At 63.6% G+C, this 24,546-nt stretch carries 23 protein-coding genes; 19 read left to right on the forward strand and 4 right to left on the reverse strand.

The genetic code is table 11. The features are described 5' to 3' along the window. The coding region (locus B9A11_RS20045; protein WP_084662842.1) for an ABC transporter permease at positions 1-680 on the forward strand (680 nt) is incomplete at its 5' end. Positions 681-710: 30 nt separating this feature from the next. Here the strand turns inward: B9A11_RS20045 and B9A11_RS20050 are convergent. The 3 genes from B9A11_RS20050 to B9A11_RS20060 all read right to left on the reverse strand — a co-directional run bounded on the left by B9A11_RS20050 (position 711) and on the right by B9A11_RS20060 (position 3,744). Next, positions 711-2,018, reverse strand: a complete 1,308-nt coding sequence (locus tag B9A11_RS20050) for a Y-family DNA polymerase (RefSeq protein ID WP_058249495.1) — start codon at positions 2,016-2,018, stop codon at positions 711-713. Positions 2,019-2,043: 25 nt separating this feature from the next. After that, positions 2,044-2,640, reverse strand: coding sequence for a rhomboid family intramembrane serine protease (locus tag B9A11_RS20055; protein ID WP_058249460.1), 597 nt, complete (start codon positions 2,638-2,640; stop codon positions 2,044-2,046). A 75-nt stretch (positions 2,641-2,715) separates the two neighbouring features. Continuing rightward, positions 2,716-3,744 (reverse strand): LacI family DNA-binding transcriptional regulator, encoded by a 1,029-nt coding sequence (locus B9A11_RS20060; RefSeq protein WP_058249461.1) that lies wholly within the window; start codon positions 3,742-3,744, stop codon positions 2,716-2,718. A gap of 176 nt (positions 3,745-3,920) precedes the next feature. Here B9A11_RS20060 and B9A11_RS20065 point away from each other — a divergent pair, with 176 nt between their 5' ends. From B9A11_RS20065 to B9A11_RS20080, 4 genes are all read left to right on the forward strand, one after another. Beyond that, positions 3,921-4,958, forward strand: a complete 1,038-nt coding sequence (locus B9A11_RS20065) for a sterol desaturase family protein (protein ID WP_058249462.1) — start codon at positions 3,921-3,923, stop codon at positions 4,956-4,958. Between the two features lie 76 nt (positions 4,959-5,034). Then, positions 5,035-6,012, forward strand: coding sequence for a substrate-binding domain-containing protein (locus B9A11_RS20070; protein WP_058249463.1), 978 nt, complete (start codon positions 5,035-5,037; stop codon positions 6,010-6,012). 86 nt (positions 6,013-6,098) lie between these two features. Next, positions 6,099-7,127, forward strand: a complete 1,029-nt coding sequence (locus B9A11_RS20075) for an ABC transporter permease (RefSeq protein ID WP_058249464.1) — start codon at positions 6,099-6,101, stop codon at positions 7,125-7,127. Between the two features lie 3 nt (positions 7,128-7,130). After that, positions 7,131-8,132, forward strand: coding sequence for an ABC transporter permease (locus B9A11_RS20080; RefSeq protein WP_058249465.1), 1,002 nt, complete (start codon positions 7,131-7,133; stop codon positions 8,130-8,132). A gap of 65 nt (positions 8,133-8,197) precedes the next feature. Here B9A11_RS20080 and B9A11_RS20085 read toward each other — a convergent pair whose 3' ends face one another. Then, entirely contained in the window at positions 8,198-9,220 is a 1,023-nt protein-coding gene (locus B9A11_RS20085) for a LacI family DNA-binding transcriptional regulator (RefSeq protein WP_058249466.1), read from the reverse strand. 380 nt (positions 9,221-9,600) lie between these two features. Between B9A11_RS20085 and B9A11_RS20090 the strand changes: the two genes are divergently transcribed. The 14 genes from B9A11_RS20090 to iolD all read left to right on the forward strand — a co-directional run bounded on the left by B9A11_RS20090 (position 9,601) and on the right by iolD (position 24,541). After that, positions 9,601-10,554, forward strand: coding sequence for a substrate-binding domain-containing protein (locus B9A11_RS20090; RefSeq protein ID WP_058249467.1), 954 nt, complete (start codon positions 9,601-9,603; stop codon positions 10,552-10,554). Between the two features lie 93 nt (positions 10,555-10,647). Further along, complete coding sequence (locus B9A11_RS20095) at positions 10,648-11,736, forward strand: ABC transporter permease (RefSeq protein WP_234988918.1); 1,089 nt, start codon at positions 10,648-10,650, stop codon at positions 11,734-11,736. 11 nt (positions 11,737-11,747) lie between these two features. Then, positions 11,748-12,575 (forward strand): ATP-binding cassette domain-containing protein, encoded by an 828-nt coding sequence (locus B9A11_RS20100; protein WP_058249468.1) that lies wholly within the window; start codon positions 11,748-11,750, stop codon positions 12,573-12,575. 120 nt (positions 12,576-12,695) lie between these two features. Next, complete coding sequence (locus B9A11_RS20105; RefSeq protein ID WP_058249469.1) at positions 12,696-13,697, forward strand: Gfo/Idh/MocA family protein; 1,002 nt, start codon at positions 12,696-12,698, stop codon at positions 13,695-13,697. After that, positions 13,694-14,653, forward strand: a complete 960-nt coding sequence (locus B9A11_RS20110; RefSeq protein ID WP_058249470.1) for a sugar phosphate isomerase/epimerase family protein — start codon at positions 13,694-13,696, stop codon at positions 14,651-14,653. The genes B9A11_RS20105 and B9A11_RS20110 overlap by 4 nt, the downstream gene beginning before the upstream one ends. A 3-nt stretch (positions 14,654-14,656) precedes the next feature. Continuing rightward, positions 14,657-15,718, forward strand: coding sequence for a fatty acid desaturase (locus B9A11_RS20115; protein ID WP_058249471.1), 1,062 nt, complete (start codon positions 14,657-14,659; stop codon positions 15,716-15,718). A 22-nt stretch (positions 15,719-15,740) separates the two neighbouring features. Beyond that, positions 15,741-16,052, forward strand: coding sequence for a MocE family 2Fe-2S type ferredoxin (locus tag B9A11_RS20120; protein ID WP_058249472.1), 312 nt, complete (start codon positions 15,741-15,743; stop codon positions 16,050-16,052). A gap of 3 nt (positions 16,053-16,055) precedes the next feature. Next, positions 16,056-16,829 (forward strand): TIM barrel protein, encoded by a 774-nt coding sequence (locus tag B9A11_RS20125; protein ID WP_058249473.1) that lies wholly within the window; start codon positions 16,056-16,058, stop codon positions 16,827-16,829. 11 nt (positions 16,830-16,840) lie between these two features. Then, a complete protein-coding gene (locus B9A11_RS20130; RefSeq protein ID WP_058249474.1) occupies positions 16,841-17,665 on the forward strand; it encodes a 3-methyl-2-oxobutanoate hydroxymethyltransferase in 825 nt (274 codons plus the stop codon). Next, positions 17,666-18,694, forward strand: a complete 1,029-nt coding sequence (locus tag B9A11_RS20135) for a Gfo/Idh/MocA family protein (protein WP_200807328.1) — start codon at positions 17,666-17,668, stop codon at positions 18,692-18,694. A 40-nt stretch (positions 18,695-18,734) separates the two neighbouring features. Further along, a complete protein-coding gene (gene iolG / locus B9A11_RS20140) occupies positions 18,735-19,724 on the forward strand; it encodes an inositol 2-dehydrogenase (protein WP_058249475.1) in 990 nt (329 codons plus the stop codon). Positions 19,725-19,766: 42 nt separating this feature from the next. Further along, positions 19,767-20,651 (forward strand): formyltetrahydrofolate deformylase, encoded by an 885-nt coding sequence (gene purU, locus B9A11_RS20145; protein WP_058249476.1) that lies wholly within the window; start codon positions 19,767-19,769, stop codon positions 20,649-20,651. Between the two features lie 18 nt (positions 20,652-20,669). Next, the gene (locus B9A11_RS20150) at positions 20,670-22,595 is read left to right on the forward strand and encodes a bifunctional 5-dehydro-2-deoxygluconokinase/5-dehydro-2-deoxyphosphogluconate aldolase (RefSeq protein ID WP_058249477.1); all 1,926 of its coding nucleotides are present in this window, start codon (positions 20,670-20,672) and stop codon (positions 22,593-22,595) included. 104 nt (positions 22,596-22,699) lie between these two features. Further along, entirely contained in the window at positions 22,700-24,541 is a 1,842-nt protein-coding gene (gene iolD / locus B9A11_RS20155; protein WP_058249478.1) for a 3D-(3,5/4)-trihydroxycyclohexane-1,2-dione acylhydrolase (decyclizing), read from the forward strand. Positions 24,542-24,546 lie beyond the last annotated feature (5 nt).

The following is a 24,546-nucleotide window of genomic DNA, read 5'->3' on the forward strand; positions in this document are numbered from 1 at the left end:
ACTGGCCGAACTATGTGATGGCCTCGCCGTCGGACCTGCCTGCGGCCTATGCCAAGTTCTGGAACCTGTTCCTGATCGGCAGCTGGCAGACCCTGTGGCGCACGGTGGCGGGCCTTGCGCTGGCGGTGCTGTTCGGCACGTTGCTGGGCATGATCATGGGCTTTTCGCGGATCGCCCGCGATGCGCTGTATCCGTTGCTGGTCGGCTTCAACGCGATCCCAAAGGCGACGTTGGTCCCGGTGCTGGCGCTGCTGTTCATCGGGCAGCACAACTTTAACACCGTGCTCATGGCGTTCCTGATCTCTTTCTTTCCGATTGCCGTGTCGGTGGGCATCGGCCTGTCGACCCTAGAGCCAGAGTACCGCGATATCCTGCGCTCGCTCGGGGCCAGCCGGTTCACGATCTTTCGCAAGATCGCCCTGCCCAAGACCCTGCCAGAGTTCTTTGGCGCGTTGAAAGTGTCGGTTACGCTGGCCTTTATCGGCACCAACCTGGTCGAGATCATCTCTCCGCATGGGCGGGGTCTGGGGGCGTTGTTCCTGTCGGGGCAGACGAACTCCAACTATCCGCTGATGTTCGCGGTTCTGATCGCGCTCGCGGTGCTGGGGATCATCCTGTACTACGTGGTGGTCCTGCTGGAAAAGATCTTTGCCGGCTGGGCAGAGCGCCCGCAGCACTAGGGGCCAAAGGGGCGCGCGCGAGGGGCCAACCTAATAGGACAAAAAGCGCGTGTCCTCGTCCCGCGTCGGGGCTTCGCTGAAATCGCTTTCGTCGGGGATGCGGCCAAAGGCGATCTTGGCCCCCACATAGCCGCCCTGAATCTCCGCGCGCACGCCAAGCGACAAGGCCTTGGCCCCATGAGAGGCGCGCAGGCTGTCCATCAGGTCGCTGACCTTTTCCCATTTCTCGCGGATGGCGTCGTCGGCGCCCTCGTCCAGCGCACCGCTGAACAGATCGCCGGTGATCTCATCGTCAGAGGCCAGCCCGTGCAGCGTCACATGGACCGCACGCGGGGAAAAGCGCAGCGACCGGCGCGCCTCGGCCAGCCCTTTGGACAGCGCGCGGGTAAAGGTGCGGTCGTCGCGGGCGGCGGCAAAGCTGTCGTGCCAGCTCCATTGCACCTCGTCCGGGCCGCGGCCGCTGCGAAAGCCCAGCGTCAACTGCGTGGCGCGCAGGTCATCGCGGCGCAGGCGGCGGGCGGCGCTGAGCAAGAGTTGCCGGGCGCAGGCTTCGACCTGCTCAGGCGCGCGCCCATCCCGAGGCAGCACTCGCCCGTGGCCGTACATGCTTTTCTTGGTCTCGGGGCGCTCGGCGTGAAAGCCATGCAGCTCGTTCCAGAAGCGTTCGCCCTCGACATTGCCCCATAACTTGCGCGCCTGTTTCGGGGCCAGCCGCCACAGGCCCGCGATGTCGCGCACCCCGGCGGCGGCGAGACGCGCGCCGATCCCCTTGGAAATCCCCGGCAGGTCACGCAGGTCGAGATGCGACAGGCACCCCGGCAGATCCCGCGCCTCGATCAAGGAAAAGCCGTCGGGCTTGTTCATCTCGGCCCCCACCTTGGCGAGCATTTCCGTCGGAGCCATGCCGATCGAGCAGGTCAGCGCTGGGCTAAACGCGTCGCGCAGCGCGGTTTTGATGCGGTCGGACAGCGCCTTGCCCTGCGCGGCCTCCGCCGGGGTCAGGTGGCAGACCACTTCGTCGATTGACCGCACCTTTGCCACGGGCAGGATGCTGCCCACCACATCCAGGATGCGCTTGTGCAGGCGGACATAGGCGTCGTGCCGCGCGATGACAAAGACCATGTCCGGCAGGATGGCGCGCGCCTCGCGGATCGATGCACCGGATTTGACGCCGCGCGCCTTGGCTTCGCGGCTGACGGCGATGCAGCTGGTGTGCGGCGAATCCAGCGGCACGACGCCCAAGGGCTGGCCGCGCAGGTCCGGGTTGAAATGCTGCTCGGCAGAGGCAAAGAAACTGTCGAAGTCGAGGTAGAGACGTTCGACTTGCGGGGCGGTCATGGGCGTGTCGCCTTGTTGTTCGGTGTCACGGGGCGGCGCGCCCAATACGCGGGGCGCGGACATGGGTGCGCAGGATCACGGCGGCGACCGCCCCCGCAAGGGCGCCAAACAGGTGCGCCTCCCACGAGACGCCGGGTTGGCCGGGCAACACGCCCCAGATCATCGCCCCATAGAGGCCGCCGACAAGGAACGCCACGCCCAGCGTGACCAATGAGCGGTCGACCAACCCGCGCACCACCAGAAAGCCGAACCAGCCGAACACCAGCCCCGACGCGCCGATGTGAATCGCGGGACTGCCAAACAGCCAAACCAGCGCGCCGCCCAAGCCCACGACCACGGCGTTCACCGCCAGCAAAGCCCGCGTCGTCGTTGCCACAAGCAGCCCGCCCATGACCAACAGCGGGGGGGTGTTGGCCGCAAGATGGGCAAAGCTTCCGTGCAGCAAGGGCATGGCGATCACCCCATCTAGCCCGCCGATCTGCCGGGGGATCAGGCCAAAGCTCAGGTTCATCCCATAGCCGGTGACCCAGTTGAGCACCTGAACCGCCCAAAGCAGGGCGATAAACGCCCCCAAGGTGGCGGCGCGGCGCAAAAAGGCGCGTATGGTGTCGCGGCGTGTCATACCGCTAAGATTAGACGTCTGCGCGCGGCCTTCAACGCCTTGTCACGTGGTTTTGCTGCCACGCGCGGCCGGGGCTTAGACATTTTCGGCGGTATACAGCTCGAACCCCAGGATCGTGCGCTGGGCGCCGGCCTCTGGTCCGGCCTTCTTGGCCTTGATCAGCGTGGCGATGGTCTGACGCGCGAAGTCGTCCATCGGATGCGAGAGGACCATCGTCAGCGTGCCGTCGATCAGCGCCGCGCGCGTGGTGTCGAACAGCTCGTACCCCACCGCGACAAAGTCCTTGCGGTGCGGCACGGCCCGCAATGCGGCAATCGCGCCGGTGATCCCGCCGCCCGACACGAAGAGGCCGCAAAGATCCGGGTGCTCGGTCAGCAGCTTTTCGGTCAACTCACGCGCGGCGGCGGCGGATTCATAGGTCGACAGCGGCTCTAGCAGGGTAAAGGCGTCGTTGTTCTCGCGCAGGTAGGATCGAAAGCCGCTCTCGTTCATCTCTTGGTTTCGGTAGCGCGGGTTGCCCAGCAAAATCCCGATTTTGCCCGGTTCTTTGATGATCTTGTCAAAGGCCCAGCCCGCCGTGCGCCCGACCTTGCGGTTGTCCAGCCCGACAAAGCCGACGTTCCCGCGCGCCGACAAGGGCGCAATCATGCCAACCACTGGCACGCCGCGATCCAAGAGCGAATCGATGGCATCAGACAGCAGCGGGTGTTCCGCCCCGACCAGCGCGACCGCGTCACACTCGGCCCCCAAAGCGGTCAGTTGCGCGGCCATATTGTCGGGCGAGAGGTCCTCGACAAAGTCCACGCGCAGCTTGATCGCGCGCGTCGGATCACTGTCGGCGGCGCGATGCAGGGCGGCGGCGAGGTTGCGGTAAAAGGTCCGCGATTGTTGGTGCAGCAGGACGCCAAGTGTATGAGTTTCCCGGGCTTTTCTGACCGAATGCTCGATGCTGCCAATTCCGTAAAAGCCGATGTCCTGCGCTGCGGCCAGCACCCGGTCGCGGGTCGGTTTGCGCACGGAGTCGGCTTGGTTGATGACGCGATTGACGGTGGAAACAGACACGCCAGCCGCCCTTGCAAGGTCGGGGATCGTCGGTCGGCGCATCACGAGCGGTCCGTTTCATTTCGTTTCATTTTGCCCTCTTCATGGTACGTTTTGAGGTTAAAGTGGTGTTGTCCACTCATCAATATTGATTTGATACGGGTCACTCCGTCAATAGTCCCTCAACCCGGTTTGGTGCGAAACACACCAAGCCGCAGTACAAAGGGAGGAGCGACCCAATGGATGATCTACAGTTTGGAACGCGCGACAAACGCGGCAATTGGGCCCCGAACAAGCCCCTGAACATCGCCCCCTTCTGGGAAGGCAAATGGGGCCAGATGAAGCATTTTGTCATCGACTATTTCTGGCCGTGGAACCTGTTCCACATGGCGGTGACGCTGGCCTATTGGGGGCTGCTGATCCAGCCCAACCTCGCGGCATTCCAAGACTTTAATCTGATGTGGACGCTGATCCTGTATGCGGTGAACGCGGGCGGTATCTTTGTCATGTATGGCTCGGTTGAGCTGTTCTACTACGTCAAGCGCAAGCAGGGCACGCGGTTCAAGTACAACGCCAAGTTCCCGTCCGAAAACCCGTCTGACGTGTTTTGGTTCAAAAGCCAGAACCTAGACAACTTCTTGCGGTCCTTCTTTGTGGCGATCCCGATCTGGACGCTGATCCAGGTGCTGTTTCTGTGGTGCTTTACCAATGGCATCCACGCGTTCGGCTGGCTGAACTGGCAGGACAGCTGGCTGTGGCTGGCGGTGCTGACGCTGCTGGTGCCGGCGATCCACGAGGTGCATTTTTTCTGCATTCACTGGCTGATCCACCAGCAGCCGCTGTACAAGTGGATTCACTCGGTGCACCACAATTCGATCAATCCCAGCCCGTGGTCGTCCATGTCCATGCACTGGGTCGAAGCCACGGCGTTCCACGCGGAAATCCTGTGGCACCTGCTGATCCCGTCGAACCCGATCGTGGCGCTGTTCCAGATGAATTCCACCGCCTATGGCGCGATCAACGGCCACATCGGCTTTGAAAAGCTCGAACTGGACGGCGAAGGGGCCAAGACGCTCGATAGCCACGCCTACGCCCATTACCTGCACCACAAGTACTTTGAGGTGAACTACGGCGGCGAAGGTCTGGTCCCGCTCGATAAGTGGTTCGGCACTTGGCACGACGGGTCCAAGGCGGCGGACGAGCAGATGAAAGCGCGCTTTCGCGCCAAGAAGGAAAAGCTGAAAGCCAAGCAGGCCAAGGCGACCCCGGCAGCGTAAAGCGCCGCGGCGCGGGGGATATGCGCGCCACATAGTCGGGCCGTTGAGGAGCGGCCTTTGTTAGGGAGGAAATACCATGAAACTCAGCACCATTCTTGCGACCACCGTCGCGCTGGCCTTTGGTGCCACCGGCGTTCTGGCCGAAAGCCACGGCGGCGCGGACATCTTTGTGATCGGGGGCAAGCCGGATGATCCGTTCTGGTCCATCGTCAAGCGCGGCGCCGAAGATGCGGCCCTCGTTGTCGAGGCGCAGGGCGGCTCTGTCACCTGGCTTGGTCCGCAGAACTACGACAACCTTGGCGTGGACGCGGCAGAGCTGATCCGGCAGGCCATCGACCAAGGCGCCGATGGCGTCGTTGGCCCGAACTGGGTGCCCGAAGCGATGGACCCGGCGTTCGAAGCGGTGGTCGAGGCGGGCATCCCGCTGGTGATCTACAACGCGGGCGGCATTGACGCGGCGGACCGCCTCGGCGCGCTGAACTATGTGGGCGCGGTGGACTATCTGGCGGGCGTCGCGGGCGGCGAATGGCTGGGCAACAACGGCGCAAGCAACGGGTTGTGCGTCAACTCGCTGCCGGGTGCGGCCAACATCGAAGACTATTGCAACGGGTTTGCCGAGGGCATGGAAAACGCGGGCAAGACCGCGTCGACCATGCCTCTGCCCGCCACCGCACAAGGCAACGTGACTGCCGTCGCGCAGGCCGTGCGCGCGCATCTGCTGCAAAACCCCGAGATCGACGCGGTGTTCGCCACGGCGAACCTTGACGCGGTCGGCATCGTGCAGGGCATCCAGCAGGCGGGCAAAGCCGGCCAGGTTCAGGTTTGCGGCATCAACTTTGACGAAGCGATCCTGAGCCAGATTTCGAACGGCCAGCAAAGTTGTGCCATCGACCAGCAGGGCTATCAGCAGGGCTTTTACGCAGTGTCGATCCTGAACGGCCACATCAACTATGGCCTGTCGATCCCCACGCGCGAGATCCTGACCGGTCCGGGGGTCGTGGATGCGTCGAACATCGCCGCGACCATGGCCGGGGCCACGCAGGGCACCCGCTGACACGCACATAGCAACGGGGCCGCGCGACCCACGCGCGGCTCTTTTGACAAAGGAACCACGCCGCGCAGGCGGGGACGGGGAGAGCCATGTCATCTCAATCCACACACACCGCCGGTCTGTCGGCCCGCTTCGGCGGCCTGATCCGCCGACCAGAGTTCGGCACGCTGATCGGCACACTGGTGGTTTACGTGTTTTTCGCAGTCCTCGGCGGCAAGGTGTTCCTTGGCGCGCCGGGCTGGTCCGCCTTTTTGACGATGGCCGCAGAGGTGGGCATCATCGCGCTGCCGGTCGGTCTGCTCATGATCGCCGGAGAGCTGGACATCTCTGTGGGGGCGGTGGTGCCTGCGGCGGCGCTGACCTGCGCGCTGGTGTCGGGGCATTATGATTTGCCCACGTGGTACGGGGTCTTTGCCGGGCTCGCGGTGGGTGTGGGCGTCGGCTTTGTCAACGGCCAGCTGGTGACGCGCACCTCTATCCCGTCGCTGATCATCACCATCGGCACGATGTTCGCGGTCATGGGGCTGACGCTGGGCTTTACCGTGATGATCGCGGGCAGCACCGGGGTGTTCATGACGCCCGATCCGCTGGCCAAGACGCTGCTGGGCTCTTCGATCAACTACATGTTCCGCGCCACGATCTTTTGGTGGCTTGGGTTTGCGGGGCTGGTGTGGTTCTTTTTGCACCTCTCGCCGTGGGGCAACTGGGTGTTCGCGCTGGGCGGCGACAGGGACAGCGCCCGCAACGCCGGCATCCCGGTCGCGCAGACCACCGTCGCGCTTTATATGCTCAGCGGGTTTGCCGCCGCCTTTGTCGGGGTCAGCCAGGTCCTGACCTTTGGCAGCGCGCAGGTCGCGGCGGGGCAGGCGTTTATCTTCAACTCGATCATGTGCGTTGTCATCGGCGGCGTGCTGCTGACTGGAGGCTCTGGCTCTGTCATTGGTATCCTGTTGGGAACGCTGACTTTTGCCATCGTAAACCAAGGCATCTTCTTTTCCGGGATCGACCCGAACTATGGGTCTATCATCATCGGGGCGCTGCTGTTGATCGCGGTGATGTCGAACGACAGTTTTCGCGCGCTCGCCCTGTCCTATGCCACCAAAAAGAAGGGAAGTTGAGCCATGCGCGACGCTTTTGCAGCTTTCATTCGCCAGCCGGGCGCGGGCGCGGTGCTGAGCCTGATCGGCATCCTGATGTTCTTTGTGGTCTTTGGCGGCGTGGATTTCGTGTCGCTGATGGGCGCGGCGTCCTGGGTGAATTTTGCCGCCAACCTCGGGATTGTCGCGATCCCGGTGGGGCTATTGATGATGGCCGGAGAGCTGGACATCTCGATTGGCGCCATGATCCCGGCGGGGTCGATGACCGTGGCGATCGTGTCGGGCCACTTTGAGCTGCCGATCGTTGTGGGGATGCTTTGCGCGCTGGGCCTTGGGGTGATCGTCGGGACGATCAATGGTCTTTTGACCATCCGCACCACCGTGCCGTCGCTGATCATCACCCTTGGCACGCTGGTGGCGATGCAGGGGATCGTGTTGACCGCGTCCAAGGTGATGACCGGGGCCGCCAGCGTGGCGATCACCGCGCCCGATTGGGCCAAGTTCACCTTTGGGCGGCTGATCGGCGGCAGTCATCAGATCATCATCCTGTGGTGGATCGCCATTGCGCTGGTGTTCTGGTTCGTGGTGCACCGCCAGCGTTTTGGCAACTGGCTGTTCGCCATGGGCGGCGACCGTGACAGCGCCCGCAACGCTGGGATCCCGGTGGATCGCATGACCATTGTCCTGTTCATCCTGTCCGCGACCTCGGCCACGTTTGTCGGCATGTGCCAAGCCATCCTGTTCAACTCGGCACAGGTGTCGGGCGGCATGAACATCATTTTCAACGTGATCGTCAGCGTGGTCGTGGGCGGTACGCTGCTGACCGGGGGCTTTGGATCGGTGATCGGCATCTTTGTCGGCACGCTGACCTTCGCCATCGTGAACCAAGGCATCTACTTCACCGACATTGACCGCAACTGGTCGAACCTGATCATCGGCCTGACGCTGCTGATCGCCGTCGCCATGAACGAAAGCTTTCGCGCGCTGGCCCTGTCCATGGTCTCGAACAAGTCCAAGTCCGCCTGAGGGGATATGCGATGCCAGTGTCCACGTCCCTGTCCCATGCGCCCCAAGGCGAGGCCGGACGTGCCTCAGAGGTCGCAGTTGTACTTGGTGTGCACGAGGATCTGCGAAAAGGCCGGGTCTACCGTGACCCCTTGGCGGAATTGCACAAGCCACTGGGCGGCCTGCATGACCTCTTGGGTGTAGTCGTGCGAGATCACGTAATCCATCACCCCCGCCTCGAGCAGCGCCCGCGAATGCCCGGTCAGCTCGTGCCCGACAAAGATCGTACGGTCCACCAGCCCCGACTCTGTCAGCGCCATGCCCACCCCGCGGTTCGCCCCGGCCGTGTTGTAGACCGCCGCGGGCGCGTTGCCTTCGGCGAAATAGGCCAGCAACTGCTTGCGCACGGTTTCGGGCTGGTCATCGGCCACGACACGCTCGTCGATCTTGAGGTGCGGGAATTCGGCCCGCAGCACCCGGCGAAACCCCATCTCGCGCTCTTGCTGGGCGCGAAAGGCCTCGCTCATGACGATCAGGATCTTTCCGGGGGTCTTGGGCAGGATTTGCCCGATGAGAAAGGCCGCAACGCTGCCCGCCGCGTGCTGGTCGTTGCCGATATAGGCCGAGCGACGAGAGGACGGCAGATCGGTGGTCAGGCAGACGACACCTGCGCCCTTGCCCACCAGCTTGCGCATGGCACGGTTTACCGCCGGATGCTCGCGCGCGATCACCAGCACCCCGTCGGCCTCGGCGCAGTCCTGTTCCACCTGGCGGGCGAACTGTGCCGGGTTCATCCGGCTGGTGGGCACGCAATGCGAGGTGATATGCGCCCCGGCCAGCGTCCGGTTCACGCGGTCCACGGCCTGTTCCATAGCGGCGATGAACGTCTCGCCGGATTCGCAGAAAAATCGCAGGTCCAGCGTGCGCCCCGTCTCTTTTTCGAGGGACAGTTTTTCGTAGGCGGCCATCACCTTTTGCCGGGTCTTTTCCTTGACGCCCGGACGGTTGTTCAGCACCCGATCCACAGAGGCAGTGCCCACCCCGGCCAGCTCGGCAATCTTGGCGACGGTGGGGCCTTTCCACCGGGGATCGGGGCGCGTGTCGGACAAGGGGGTCTCTCCTCTTTGATGGGTTTCGCATCAGAAAGCGAAGTGAGTCTACTTGCAATTTCTAACTTGTCTATAAACGCACAAAACGCCCAGCGCGCAAATTTTCATGTAAATCACATCACAAAATCCCGACGCATCACCTTTCCAGATGTTAACGCAATCTGGATAATATGTCGCAGAGTTGGAGGACGCGGCCACGCCCTCCGGAGGAGCCGCATTCGCGGGCGGAAGGGCAGGCCGCACAGCCATAACAAAGCTCTGATTGCGCGCAACCGGGGGCCGTTCATGTCGGCTTTTCCGGGCACGCGTTTGTTTGCCCGGCCGTTGGCCGATCACGTGTCGACCCGTCGCCAAGACGGGTACCAGAGGAGGAATTCGACATGACATTTACCAAGACCATCCTTGCAGCCTCTGTCGCTGCCCTGATGTCCACCACGGCCATGGCGCAGGACATCGCCGTGATCGCAGGCTCGATCGAAGACGCCTTTATGGACAAGATCAAGAAGGGCGTGGATGACGCCACCCATATGGTCACGGCCAACGGCGGTTCGGTGCAGTACCTGCGCACCCAGAACTATGAAAACTTTGGCCCGGATCTGGTGACCCTGATCAACCAGGCCGTGGCGCAGGGCGTCGATGGCATCGCGATCCCGGTCTGGGTGCCGGACGCGCAGGTCCCCGCGCTGCAAGCTGCGGCCGAGCAGGGCATCAAGATCATGCAGTACAACTCTGGCCTGCCGGTCAAGGCTGACATCGGCGCGATCAACTACTTTGGCTCGGATGAATACGAAGCGGGCTTTGGCGGCGGCAAGTACATGGCCGAAAACGGGGCCGAGCATATCCTGTGCCACATCCAGGTGCCCGGCGCGATCAACCTGGAACAGCGCTGCCAGGGCGTGGTCGATGCGGCAGCCGAAGCGGGCATCAAAGCCACCGTGCTGAACACCCCGGCCAACCTTGACGGCGACGTGACCGGCACCGCAGAGGCGTTCAAGGCCGAGTTCATCGGCGACAGCTCGATCGACGCGGTGATCTCTTGCGCGGACTTCGGCGCGGCGGCAGGGGCCAACGCGGTCGAGCAGACCGGCATGGACATCATGATCGGCGCGTTTGACTTCTCGCCCGCTTCGCTGGACCGCATCTCGGCGGGCACCCAGACCATGGCCATCGACCAGCAGCCTTACCTGCAAGGCTTCCTCGCCACGTCGATGTTGTTCGCGCACCTCAAGTTCGGCACCGAGATTTCGACCGATCCGGTGCTGACCGGCCCGGCGATCATCGACGCGGCCAACGTGGACGCCGTCAAGGCAGGCGCAGCGCTGGGCGCACGCTAACCGCGATCTGGTTCGGCCCCCGGCGGGTCGAACCCACCCAAAGGCCGCGAAGTCGGCTGAGATTTATCCATCTGCACCTCCGAGGGACCCGTAATGACCATGGCAGACACCAAAGAGACCGACAGCCCGGCATCTGGCCCGGCAAGCAGCTTTTCGCTGCTGGACCTTTTCAGACGCCCCGAAGCGGGGGCCGCTGCCGGTTTCATCCTGATTTTCCTGTTCTTCGGCTATTTCGGGGTCGATAAGAACTTTCTGACCGCGCTTGGGTCGTCCACCTGGCTGAACTTTGCCTCCAAGGTTGGCATCATCGCGATCCCCATCGCCTTTTTGATGATCGCCGGAGAGCTGGACATCTCAGTCGGGGCGCTGATCCCGGCGGGCGGCATCGTGTTGGCCATGTCGGTCGAGCACTTTGGCTTTAACATCTGGATGGGCGTGCTGTTCAGCTTTGTCGTGGCGGCGGCCATTGGCTGGGTCAACGGGATGCTGGTGACGCGCACGCAGGTGCCGTCGCTGATCGTGACGCTGGCGACGCTGTTCGTGGTGGCCGGTCTGAACGCCTACCTGTCCAAGCAGGTCGCGGGCACCACCCAGCATAGCTTGCCCGACGCGGGCGTGGTGTCAGAGTTCATCCTTGGTGACTACCACTCGCTGATCCTCGGCGACGGCGACAGCGCGTTTACCATCTTTCGCAGCCTGCAAAGCTCTTTCTTTATCTGGATCGCCGTGGCCATCGGGTGCTTTTACGTGCTGCATGTCTCGCCTTGGGGGAACTGGATTCTCGCCATGGGCGGCGACGAGGACAGCGCCCGCAACGCTGGCATCCCCACCGACAAGCTCAAGATCGCGCTGTTCATGCTGTCTGCCATGGCCGCTGCGCTGGTGGGCATGACAGAGGCGGTGCTGGCCAACACGGCATCGACCACCACCCAGTTCGGCATGATCTTTAACACCATCATCTGCGTGGTCGTGGGCGGGGTGCTGCTGACCGGGGGCTTTGGCACCGTGACCGGCGTTGTGTTTGGCACGCTGACCTTTGGCATCGTGTTCCAGGGCATCAACTTCACCGCCTTCGACAAAGACCTGAACATGCTTTTCATCGGCGCGCTGCTGCTTGTGGCGGTCCTGATGAACGACACCTTCCGTAACCTCGCGACCAGCGCGTCGACCAAGAAAAAGTGAGGGCACCCGCGATGTCTGACAACAAGACCCCCGTCCTGGAAATGCGCAAAGTCGACAAGAGCTTTGGCCCCATCGACGTTCTGCACGAAATCAGCCTTAAGGTGAACCAAGGAGAGGTGCTCTGCCTGCTGGGCGACAACGGCGCGGGCAAGTCCACGCTGATCAAGACCCTGTCCGGCGTGCACCAGCCCACCCGCGGCGAGATGCTGATGGATGGCAATCCCGTCCACTTTGACCGCCCGCGCGACGCGCAGGAAATGGGCATTGCCACGGTGCACCAGTTCGGCGGCACCTATCCGCTGATGTCCGTGGGCCGCAACTTCTTTGCGGGGAACGAGCCGACCAAGGGGGTTGGTCCCTTCAAGGTCTTCGACCGGCAAAAGGCCAACCGGATCGCGGTAGAGCAGGTCCAAAAGATGGGCATCACCCGGATCACCGACGGCGACCGCCTGGTGGGCGGCCTGTCGGGAGGCGAGCGCCAGTCGCTGGCCATCGCCCGCGCGGTGTATTTCGGCGCGCGCGTTCTGATCCTCGACGAGCCGACCGCCGCGCTGGGCGTCAAGCAGGCGGCCCACGTGCTGCGCATCGTCAACGAGGCCAAGCGGCGCGGGCTGGCGGTGATCTTCATCACCCATCAGGTGATGCACGCCATGGCCGTGGGCGACCACTTTGCCGTGCTGATCCGGGGCGCCATCGCCGCCGATTTCCGCAAGGGGGCCAAGTCCCGCGAAGAGATCGCCGATCTCATGGCGGGGGGCGAATCCATGGCCGATCTCGAAGCCAACATCGAAGGCTACATGGAAACCCACGACGGCCACGTCCCCGAGCCTGCCCACTGACCAAAGGGGCGCGTCCTGCGGGGCGAGCCCTTTCTGCCACCGCATGGCGCGGTCCTTCCTCCCTTCGCGCCATGCGGCCTGACACACGGTCGCGCCCGCGACCCTTTGAGTGAGACAAACATGACAATTCGTATTGCCGTTATCGGCGCCGGGATCATGGGCGCTGACCATGCCCGCATCGTTGCCGAGGATCTGCCCGGCGCAAAGCTGTCGGTGGTGTGTGACATGGACGCCGCCCGCGCGCAGGCCATTGCCGACCAGTATGGCGCAGAGGCGGCCACCGACCCCGAAGGCGTCATCGCCCGCGATGACGTGGATGCGGTGATCGTCGCCAGCCCCGACTTTACCCACGCGCCGCTGAGCCTTGCCTGCATCAAGGCCGGGAAAAAGGTGATGTGCGAAAAGCCGCTGTCGCAGTCCTCTGCCGAGTGTCTCGACGTGATGAAGGCCGAAGAGGCCGCAGGATCGCGTCATGTCATGCTGGGCTTTATGCGCCGCTATGATCCGGCGTACATCCAGATGAAACGTGCGCTGAAAGACGGCACCATTGGCCGCGCCCTGATGCTACACAACTGGCACCGCAATGGCGCAACCCCGGCGGGCGACTTCACCGGCGCCATGGCGATCACGAACAGCGCCCCGCATGAGTTCGACATCCTGCGCTACATGCTGGACTCTGAGGCCGTCAGCATCACCGCCACCCAGCCCAAGCGCTCTGACGACAAGGTCGCGCCGGTTGTGATGGTTGTGCAGACCGCCGACAATCAGATCGTCACCATCGAGGTGAACAACAACGCCGCCTACGGCTATGACGTCAAGGCCGAGCTGGTGGGCGAAACCGGGTCCATCGCGACCAACCACGTCAGCTACACCCGTCTCGACAAGGATGCGACCAAGTCCGTGGGCCACGACCCCGACTGGCGCGACCGTTACGCCGAAGCCTACCGCCAGCAGAACCGCGCCTTCCTCGCGTGGGTTCAGGGGGGCGATTACCCGGCGCTCGCGTCCTCTAGCTGGGATGGCTACGCCGCCGCCGTGATCGCGGAAACCGGCGTCAAGGCGCTTGAGTCAGGGTCCCGTCAGGACATCACCCTGATCGCCAAGCCGGAGTTCTACAAATGAAGCTTGGTTTCGTAACCGACAGCCTCGGCGGCATGGGCTTTGACGAACTGCTGGCGAACGCCCAAGCCATGGGCGTCGAAGGGCTAGAGATCAACACCTGTGGCTGGTCCACCGCGCCGCACTTCAAGCTGGCCGACATGCTGGGCAAGCCTCTGGCGCAAAAGGACTATTCCGCCAAGCTGGCCGATCATGGCCTTGAGATCATCAGCCTAAATGCCAACGGCAACCCGCTGCACCCCACCGACCCCAAGCAGGGCAACGATCTGCGCGACACCATCCGCGTCGCCGGGGAAATGGGCATCAAAAAGGTCTGCACCATGTCCGGCCTGCCTGCGGGCAGCGCAAATGACGTGATGCCGAACTGGGTTGTCAGCAGCTGGCCGCCGGAAACGCAGGACATTCTGCGCTACCAGTGGGAAGAAAAGCTCATCCCCTTCTGGACGGAAATCGTCGCGCTGGCCCAGGAAAACGGTGTCGAGCAGATCGCGCTGGAACTGCACGGCAACCAGTGCGTCTACAACGTGCCCTCGCTGTTCAAGCTGCGTGACGCGGTTGGCCCGGTGATCGGCGCGAACCTCGACCCGTCGCACCTGTTCTGGATGGGCGCGGACCCGCTGATCGCTGCCGAAGCGCTTGGCGACGCGGTCTACCACGTCCACGCCAAGGACACCTTTTTGAACGCGCCCAAGCAGGCGACCACCTCCTTGCTGGAAAACGGCTCGCTCATGGATATCCCGGCGCGCTCTTGGTCCTACATCACGCTCGGCTTTGGCCATGGCGAGGAATGGTGGCGGCAGTTCTGCTATCGCCTGAAAATGGGTGGCTACGACGGCTGGCTGTCGATCGAACACGAGGACGTTTTGCTTAACTCTTTGGAAGGTCTGGAGAAATCCGTGACCCTTTTGCAGAACGTCATGCCCTCGGCCGCGGCCGATTTCAAACCGCAGGACATCTAAGCCATGGCCCGTGACTACTCCATGACGGGACCGGACGCGCGTCGCGCCGTGGCCAGTGGGTTGGTCACGGAAAAGTGGTACCGCACGCCCATTGACCGCAAGGTCATGAAGGCGTTGATGAAACGCAGCGATCAGCCCGCCACGCGGGACACCGTCCTTTTGTTCGGGCTGATGGCCCTGTTCGCCGGTGGCGCGATTGCCGTGATGCCCAGTTGGTGGGCGCTGCCGCTGTGGCTGGCCTATGGCGTGCTGTACGGGTCGGCCATGGACAGCCGCTGGCACGAATGCGGCCACGGCACGGCGTTCAAAACCCGGTGGAAGAACAGCGCGCTCTACCAGATCGCCAGCTTTTGCATGATCCGCGATCCCTATTGCTGGAAGTACAGCCACGCGCGGCACCATTCGGACACGATCATCGTGGGCCGCGATCCCGAGGTGGCGATCATGCGCCCCGTCATGGTCCTGAAAATGCTGGCGAACCTTGTCGGGCTTTTGGATTTTGTCGACGGGATCAAGCGGATGGGGATCCACGCTTCTGGCCGTATGCTGCCGGACGAACAGGACTACGTCGCGCCGGTTTTCCACCCCAAGACTGTCCGCACGTCCCGCATCTGGCTGGGGATTTATGCGGTGACGGTTGCCGCTGCGCTGGTCTTTCAGTCGTGGGTGCCGCTGCTGCTGATCGGTCTGCCGCGCCTGTTCGGTTGCTGGCACATGGTGCTGACCGGTTGGCTGCAACACGGCGGGCTGGCGGACAACGTGCTGGACCACCGTCTGAACTGCCGCACGGTCTACATGAACCCGGTCAGCCGCTTCATCTACTGGAACATGAACTACCACGTCGAACATCACATGTTCCCGCTGGTGCCCTTCTCCAAGCTGCCAGAGCTGCACCGCGCCTGCGCGTGGGACTTCCCCGCACCGAACGCTTCGATCCGCGACGGCTATGCCGAGATGCTGCCCGCCCTGTGGCGGCAACGCACCGACCCCGACTTTCACCTCCGGCGTCCCCTGCCGGAGACCGCAAACCCCTATCACGACGGACCTGCCGCGCAGGCCGCCTGAACCCCAACTGAGGAGAGAACCAATGGCAGACTGGGTAGACGCAATCGCCACCACCGACGTCGACGCCGAAGACGTCATCCGTTTTGACCACGGCTCGCGGACCTTTGTCATCGTGCGCGACCACGAGGACAACTACTATTGCACCGACGGCATGTGCACCCACGAGGATGTGCACCTCGAGGACGGCTTGGTGGTCGAGGCGACCATCGAATGCCCCAAGCACTCGTCGATCTTTGACTGCGCCTCGGGCGAGGTCGAGACGCCTCCGGCCTGCGAGAACCTGTGCACTTACCCGGTCAAGGTCGAAGGCGGCCGCGTCTTCGTGGAGATCTAAGCAATGGCGTTTCAGCTTGCCGCCTGCGCAGAGATGCTCTGGCAGGATAAACCGATGGCATGGCGCGCCGCCCGTCTGACAGAGATGGGCTTTGGCGTGGGGCTGTGGAACTGGCCCGCATGGGATCTGGACGCCCTCGAAAAGACGGGTGCCAATTTCACCATCATGAACGGCTACTTGCAGGGTCGTCTGACCGACGCCGAGGGGGCCGATATGCTGCTGGCCTCGGCGCAAGAGACGGCGCAGGTGGGCAAGCGTCTGGGGTTCGATCGGCTGAACCTGCACGGCACGGGGCTGGGCGATATGGGTGTGCCCATTCCGCTGATCGGCTCTTTTGCGCCGGGCTATGAACAGCGCGCGCGCGACACGCTGAACCGTATCTGCGATATGGCCGAGGAAGAGGGCGTGACCTTTACGCTGGAAAACCTCAACCCCATCGACCACCCCGGCTGTCCCTTTCGCAGCACCGGCGATGTGCTGGCGCTGGTGTCCGCCGTGAACCGTCCGCAGCTGCGCATCAACCTTGATCTCTATCACACCCAGATCGGCGAAGGTGACCTGATCCGCTGGACGCAGGCTTGCCTGCCGTGGATCGGCGAGGTGCAGGTCGCAGACAACCCCGGTCGCTGCCAGCCCGGCACCGGCGAAATCAACTATCCCGGCATTGCGCGGGCGCTGGCGGACATGGGCTATGACGGCCCCGTCGGCATGGAAGCCTTTGCCAAGGGCGAGGAAGAGGCCGCCCTGGACGCCTTCCGCGCCGCATTTACCTTATAAGGAACACGCACATGAGCATGTATCACAACCGCCCCCACGTGCAGGACATCCGCGCCATGAAAGCGCGCGGCGAGAAAATCTCGATGCTGTATGTCTCGACCCTGGAAGAGGCCGCCGCCGCCGCTGCCGCCGGCATCCATATGCTGTCCATCGAAGGCCGTTTCTGGTCGCCCGAGATGCGCGAAGCGGCCGGCGACTGCTTTGTTCAGGTCGGCCTGCCCTACGGCGGCTGGGGCAAGTTCGAAGGCCGCCCGCTGGCCACCGGCGAAGACTACCTGCGCGCGGCGTTCTACTATGGCGGCTTTGGCGCGGACTGCTTTTACTGCTCGGCCTCCTACGACATCCAAAAGCTGCTGTGTGAAAACCACATCCCCGTGGTCGGCCACATCGGCCTGATCCCGTCCTACATCACGTGGACCGGCTGGCGCGCCGTGGGCAAGACTGCGGATGAGGCCGCCGCCCTGCTCGCCCACGCCAAAAAGATGGAAGAGATCGGCGTCTTTGGCGCAGAGCTTGAAGTGGTGCCGGACCGCGTTGCCAAGGTCCTGACCGAGCAAACCTCGCTGATCATGCTGGGCATGGGCGCGGGCAAATACGCCGACGCGCAGTACCTGTTCACCGAGGACGTTTGTGGCTATGGCGTCAACCACAAGCCCCGTCACGGCAAGGTCTACGCCGACATGGGCGCGAAAATGCGCGAACTGCAACAGATGCGCATTCAGGCCTTCAAGGACTTCAAGGCCGATGTGGAGGGTGGCGGCTACCCCGAGGCGGGCCACTCGGTCACCATCAAGGACGACGAATTCGACGCCTTTGTGAAAAAGGCGGGTCTGTAAATGGTGCGGATCGGCGTTGTCGGATACGGTACGGGCGGCCAACACTTTCACACGCCCTTTATCGCGGCGGCCAAGGGCTGTGTGCTGGCCGGTGTGGTGGCGCGTGCCCCCGCCACCGTTGCCAAGGTGCAGGCCGATTGGCCCGACACGCCGATCTTTGCCAGCCTGTCGGATATGATCGCCGCCGGGGTCTGTGACGCGGTGACGATCACCACGCCGCCGCACACCCGGCGCGATCTGGTGATTGAGGCCATCGAGGCGGGCCTGCACGTGGTTGCGGACAAACCCTTTGCCCCGAATTTCGAGGGCGCGATGGAGCTGGACGCCGCCGCCAAGGCCAAGGGCATCACGCTGAGCGTGTTCCAGAACCGCCGTTTGGACGCCGACCTTCAGACCTTGAAAAAGGTGATCGAGGACGACCGTCTGGGCAAGCTCTGGCGCATCCACAACCGCATGGATTTCGACGATCCCGCGACGCTTGAGGCTGGCCCGACTGGCGGTCTGCTGCGCGATCTTGGCTCGCATCTGGTGGATCAGGTGATCTACCTGAACGGGCCGGTGCGCGCGGTGATGGGGCATCTCGATTACGTCGACCTGCCCGAGGGGCGCACCGACGCCAGCTTCTTCATCACGCTGGAACACGAAAACGGCCGCATGTCCGAGGTTTCTGCGTCAAAGCTGAACCGCATCGCCCTGCGCGAGCTGCGCGCCTATGGCGACAAGGGCGCTTATGTCAGCCATTCGACCGACGTTCAGGCGCAGGACATTTTCGCGGGCAAGCGCCCGGCGGATGATCTGGCCGCTTGGGGGTACGAGCCCGAGGCCAACTGGGGCACGCTTTACACCGCGACCGGCGCGGCGCGCGTGCCGTCCGAGCAGGGCCGCTATCACGACTACTATCAGGCCTTCGCGCAGGCCATCGCGGACGGCACCCCGCCGCCCGTCACGGCTGAAACCGGCGCAAAAACTCTCGCGGTTCTGGATGCGGCCCGCCGCAGCGCAGACACCGGCCAATCCGTCACTTTGTAACCTTCCGGGGCGCAGCGCCCCTTTTCGAAAGACCACGACCATGATCAAAGTTGGACTCCTCGGCGCAGGCCGGATTGCAGGCGTACACGCAACGGCGATTTCCTCGAACCCCGGCAGCCAGCTGGTGGCAGTGTCCGATTACATCGCTGAAAATGCCGAGAAATTGGCGGCGCAATACGGCTGCGCGGCGCGCACCACCGAAGACATCATCGCCGATCCCAGCATAGACGCGGTGTTGATCGCCACCTCGACCGACACCCATTCGGACCTGATCGAAGCGGCCACCGGCGCGGGCAAAGCCGTGCTGTGCGAAAAGCCCGTGGACCTGTCGCTGGACCGCGCCCGCGCCTGCCAAAAGGCGGCCGAGGGCAAGCCGGTGATGATCGGTTTCAACCGCCGCTTTGACCCGAATTTTGGCGCGCTCAAGGCCGCCTTGGACGCGGGCGAGATCGGCAAACCCGAACTGCTGTCGATCACCTCTTTTGACCCGGCCCCGCCCCCCGTCGCCTACATCAAGGTGTCCGGCGGTCTGTTCCGCGACATGATGATCCACGATTTTGACATGGCGAACTTCATCATGGGCGAAGCGCCCGTGAGTGTGACCGCCGTCGGCTCTTGCATCGTCGATTCCGAAATCGGCGCGGCCGGTGACGTGGACACCGCCGTTGTGACCCTGACCTACGCCGACGGGCGCATCGCGGTCATCAAGAACTCGCGCCGCGCGGTCTACGGCTATGACCAGCGCGTGGAACTGCTCGGCGCGGATGGCCTGCTGCAAGCGCAGAACATGCTGGAAAACACCGTGGTGAAGTCGACCACGGCGGGCGTGACCGGGGCCAAGCCGACGTTCTTCTTCCTCGAACGCTACATGCCCGCCTATGCCGCCGAATGGGCCGCCTTCGTCGACGCCATCACCGCAGGCAGCGCCCTGCCGGCCACGCTGGACGACGGCGTCGCGGCGCTTGCCATGGCCGAGGCGGCGACCCAATCGGCCAAGACCGGCGCGCCGGTCGCGCTCTCTTCTGTCTGACACATCAACAAGAGGTCGGCCATCAGGCCGAACGATTTGACCATGACCAACTTTGCGCTTCGCGTTCAATGCCCCAGCCGTCGCGGCATCGTTGCGGCCATTTCCGCCTATCTCGCGGAGCAGGGCTGCAACATCACCGACTCGGCCCAGTTCGACGATACCGAGACCGGCAACTTCTTCATGCGGGTCAGCTTTCAATCTCAGCAAGGCCGCTCGCTGGCCGATCTGACCAGCGGTTTCGCCAGCATCCAGCATGACTTTGCCATGCAGGCAGACTTCTTTGACGAAGCGGTCAAGAGCAAGGTTGTCATCATGGTCAGCCGCTTTGGCCACTGCCTGAACGATCTGCTCTATCGCTGGCGGATCGGCGCGCTGCCCATCGACATCGTTGCGGTGGTCAGCAACCACACCGACTATCAAAAGGTTGTCGAAAGCCACGACATCCCCTTCCACTGCATCCCCGTGACCAAGGCGAACAAGCCCGAGGCCGAGGCGCAGATCATGCAGGTGGTCGAGGCGACCGGCGCAGAGCTGATCGTTCTGGCACGCTACATGCAGATCCTCTCGGACGAGATGTGCCAGAAAATGTCGGGACGGATCATCAATATCCACCACTCCTTCCTGCCCAGCTTCAAGGGCGCGAACCCCTACAAGCAGGCGTTTGAGCGCGGCGTAAAGCTGATCGGGGCGACCTCGCACTATGTGACCGCCGATCTGGACGAAGGCCCGATCATCGAACAGGACATCACTCGTGTCACCCACGCGCAATCGCCTTTGGATTACGTGTCGCTGGGCCGGGACGTCGAGGCGCAGGTCTTTGCCCGCGCCATCCACGCGCACATCCACGGGCGCGTTTTCATCAATGGCAGCAAGACGGTGGTCTTCCCACCCAGCCCCGGCTCCTTCGCCTCTGAGCGGATGGGTTAAGGACAAAGGAACAGGATTATGACCAAGACACTAGACGTCATCACCATTGGCCGCGCGGGCGTTGACCTGTACGGCGCGCAAATCGGCGGTCGGCTGGAGGATATGGCCTCCTTCGATAAATACATCGGCGGGAGCCCGACCAATATCGCTTGCGGGACGGCGCGGCTGGGGCTGAAGTCGGCCTTGATCAGCCGCGTTGGCGACGAGCATATGGGGCGGTTCATCGTCGAACAGCTCGGGCGCGAAGGGGTCGAGACTCGCGGCGTTGTCACCGATCCCGAGCGGCTCACAGCCTTGGTGATCCTTGGCATTCGTGACCAGGAACAATTCCCGCTGATCTTCTACCGCGAGAATTGCGCCGATATGGCGCTGTGCGAGGATGACATCGACCCCGAGTTCATCAAATCGGCGCGCTCTGTGGTGCCGACGGGCACGCATTTGAGCCACGACAACACCCGCGCGGCGGTGCTCAAAGCGCTTAACATCGCGCGTGAGAACGGCGTCAAGACGGCGTTGGACATCGACTATCGCCCGAACCTCTGGGGCGTGTTGGGCCATGGCGACGGCGAGAGCCGCTTTGCCGAGAGCGCCGAGGTCACCGCGCAGTTGCAAGCCACGCTGCACCTGTTCGACCTGATCGTCGGCACCGAGGAAGAGTTCCACATCGCCGGTGGCTCGACCGATACGATCGCGGCTTTGCGCGCGGTGCGGGCGGTCAGCGGCGCGACGCTGGTGTGCAAGCGCGGGCCGATGGGGGCCGTGGCCTTTGAAGGCGACATTCCGGACTCTTTGGATGATGGCCAGACCGGCCCGGGCTTTCCGATCAAAGTGTTCAACGTGCTGGGGGCGGGCGATGGCTTTATGTCCGGGCTTTTGAAAGGCTGGCTGGACGGCGAAGCCTGGCCGACCGCTTTGAAATACGCCAATGCCTGCGGGGCGTTTGCGGTGTCGCGGCACGGCTGCACGCCGGCGTACCCGTCGTGGGAAGAGCTGCAGTTCTTCTTTGAGCGCGGGATCATGCAGCCCGATCTGCGCAACGATGCCGAGCTGGAGCAGGTGCATTGGGCCACAAACCGCCACACGCGCCCCGGTGCCAACGCCGATGTGCTGCGGACCTTTGCGTTCGATCACCGGATGCAGCTGGAGGAGATGGACGGCTATTCCTTGGAAAAAGGCAGCGCGTTCAAAGAGTTGTGCCTGAAGGCGGCCTTGCAGGTTCAGGGCGGTCAGGACGGCTATGGCATTTTGTGCGACAACCGGATTGGGCGCTCGGCCTTGCACAAGGCCTCTGGCTCTGGCCTGTGGATTGGCCGTCCGACCGAGGACCCCGGCTCTCGTCCGATCCAGTTCGAGGCGGATCTGGGCATCGACTTTGGCCGGTTCAAGGAATGGGCGGTCGAGGATGTGGTTAAGCTGTTGGTGTTCTGCCACCCGGACGACGACGCGACAGTGCGCGCGCTGCAAGAAGAGCGCGTGTTGCGGCTGTTCACGGCGGCGCGGCGGGCGGGGCTGGAGTTTCTGCTGGAGGTGATCCCGTCCAAGGTGGGCCCGGTGGATGACGACACCACGGCGGTGCTGATCCAGCAGTTCTACGACGCAGGCGTCTATCCCGATTGGTGGAAGCTGGAGCCGTTCAAGACCGAAGGCGCTTGGGCCAAGGCTGTCGAGGCGATCGAGCGCAACGACCCGCGCACGCGCGGCATCGTGGTGCTGGGGCTGGACGCGCCTGAAGCGGAGCTGGCGGAGAGCTTTGCTTTGGCGGCCAAGCAGCCTTTGGTCAAAGGGTTTGCCGTGGGGCGGACGATCTTTGGCGATGCGGCGCGGGCCTGGATGAAGGGCGAGATGAGCGACGCCGAGGCGGTGGCGCAGATGGCCGAGCGGTATGCGCGTTTGTGTGACGTGTGGGATGGCGCGCGGGCGCAGGCCCGGCTGAACGCCGCGTGACGACAAGGGGGATTGGGGGCGCTGCCCCCGTCGCCCAAGGGCGACTCCCCCGGGATATTTTGAAAGAGAAGAAGCCTGGCAGGCGTCTTTTTTGGGAGAATGAGATGGGAACGATCAGGCTGACGGCGGCGCAGGCCATGGTGAAGTGGTTGAGTGTGCAGATGACCGAAGATGGGCCGAGGTTCATTGATGGCATCTGGGCGATCTTTGGGCATGGCAATGTCGCCGGTCTGGGCGAGGCTTTGCATGATGCGCAGGAGGTCTTTCCGACGTGGCGCGGGCAGAACGAGCAGACCATGGCGCATACGGCGATTGCTTATGCCAAGGCGCATGGGCGGCGGCGGGCGATGGCGGTGACCACGTCGATCGGGCCGGGGGCGACGAACCTTGTGACGGCGGCGGCGCTGGCGCATGTGAACCGTTTGCCGCTGCTGTTGATCCCGGGCGATGTCTTTGCCAATCGGCGGCCGGATCCGGTGTTGCAGCAGGTTGAGGATTTTGACGACGGCACGGTCTCGGCCAACGATTGCCTGCGTCCGGTGAGCCGGTATTTTGACCGCATCACCCGGCCCGAGCATCTGCTGACCTGCCTGCCGCGCGCCATGGCGGTGATGACCGATCCGGCGAATTGCGGCCCGGTGACCCTGGCGTTCTGTCAGGACGTTCAGGCGGAAGCGTTTGATTACCCAGAGGAATTCTTTGAACCTCGGGTGTGGCGGGTGCGCCGCCCCGAGCCGGATGCGCAGGAGCTGGATGAGGTCATCGGCTTGATCCGAAGCGCAAAGACCCCGGTGATTGTCTGCGGTGGCGGGGTGATTTATTCCGGCGCTGAGGCGGCCTTGGGCGCGTTTGCGGCCAAGCACCAGATCCCCGTCGTGGAAACGCAGGCGGGCAAGTCGGCGCTGGCGCAGGCGCATGAGATGAACTTTGGCGCAAGCGGCGTCGACGGGTCGGCGGCGGCCAACGCGGTGTCCGAGACCGCCGATCTGGTGATTGGCGTCGGCACGCGCTTCCAAGACTTTACCACCGGCTCGTGGTCGCTGTTCAAGAACCCGGCGCGGCGCCTGGTGTCGATCAACGTCGCCGCCTATGACGCGGTCAAGCACGGCGCGGTGCCCTTGGTGGCGGATGCCAAGGTGGCCTTGGAAAAGATCAGCGCGGCGCTTGGCGATCATGCGGCGTCGGCGCCGGATGCCAAGCTGCGCAGCGAGTGGTTGGACGCCGTGACGGCCCATTGTGCCCCGCGCGACGGCGGGATCGGCTATCGCCCGCTCGACGCCGAGGTGATCGGTGCGGTGCAGCGTGCCACCGGCGAGGATGCGGTGGCCATGTGCGCCGCCGGGACCATGCCTGGCGCTTTGAAGCTGCTGTGGCAGCCGTCGCAGGGCGGCTTCCACATGGAGTACGGCTTTAGCTGCATGGGCTACGAGATCGCCGGCGCCATGGGGATCAAGCTGGCGACGCCCGAGCGCGAGGTGATCTGCTTTGTCGGCGACGGCAGCTACATGATGGCGAACTCGGAACTGGCGACGGCGGTGATGCGCCGCGTGCCCTTTACCGTCGTGCTGACGGACAACCGCGGCTATGGCTGCATCAACCGGCTTCAGACGCTGGGCTGCGGCGGTGCGCCGTTCAACAACCTTTACGAGAATTGCGCCGTCGAGGACCAGCCCCAGATCGACTACGTGGCGCACGCTGCCAGCATGGGGGCGCACGCGGTCAAGGCCGCCGATATCGCAAGCCTTGAGGCCGAGATTGCCAACGCGCGTGGCCGCAATATCCCCACGGTGATCGTGATCGAAACCAACCCCGCCGAGAGCCCCGGCTTTGGCGATGCGGGCCATTGGTGGGACGTGGCGGTCCCGGCGGTCAGCGACCGCGAAGGCGTGAACAAAGCATATGCCAGCTATCTGGAAAACATGGCGCGCCAGCGTCTGGTCAACTGATTTAT

This window comes from Tropicibacter naphthalenivorans, from assembly GCF_900176475.1.
GTDB lineage: Bacteria > Pseudomonadota > Alphaproteobacteria > Rhodobacterales > Rhodobacteraceae > Tropicibacter > Tropicibacter naphthalenivorans.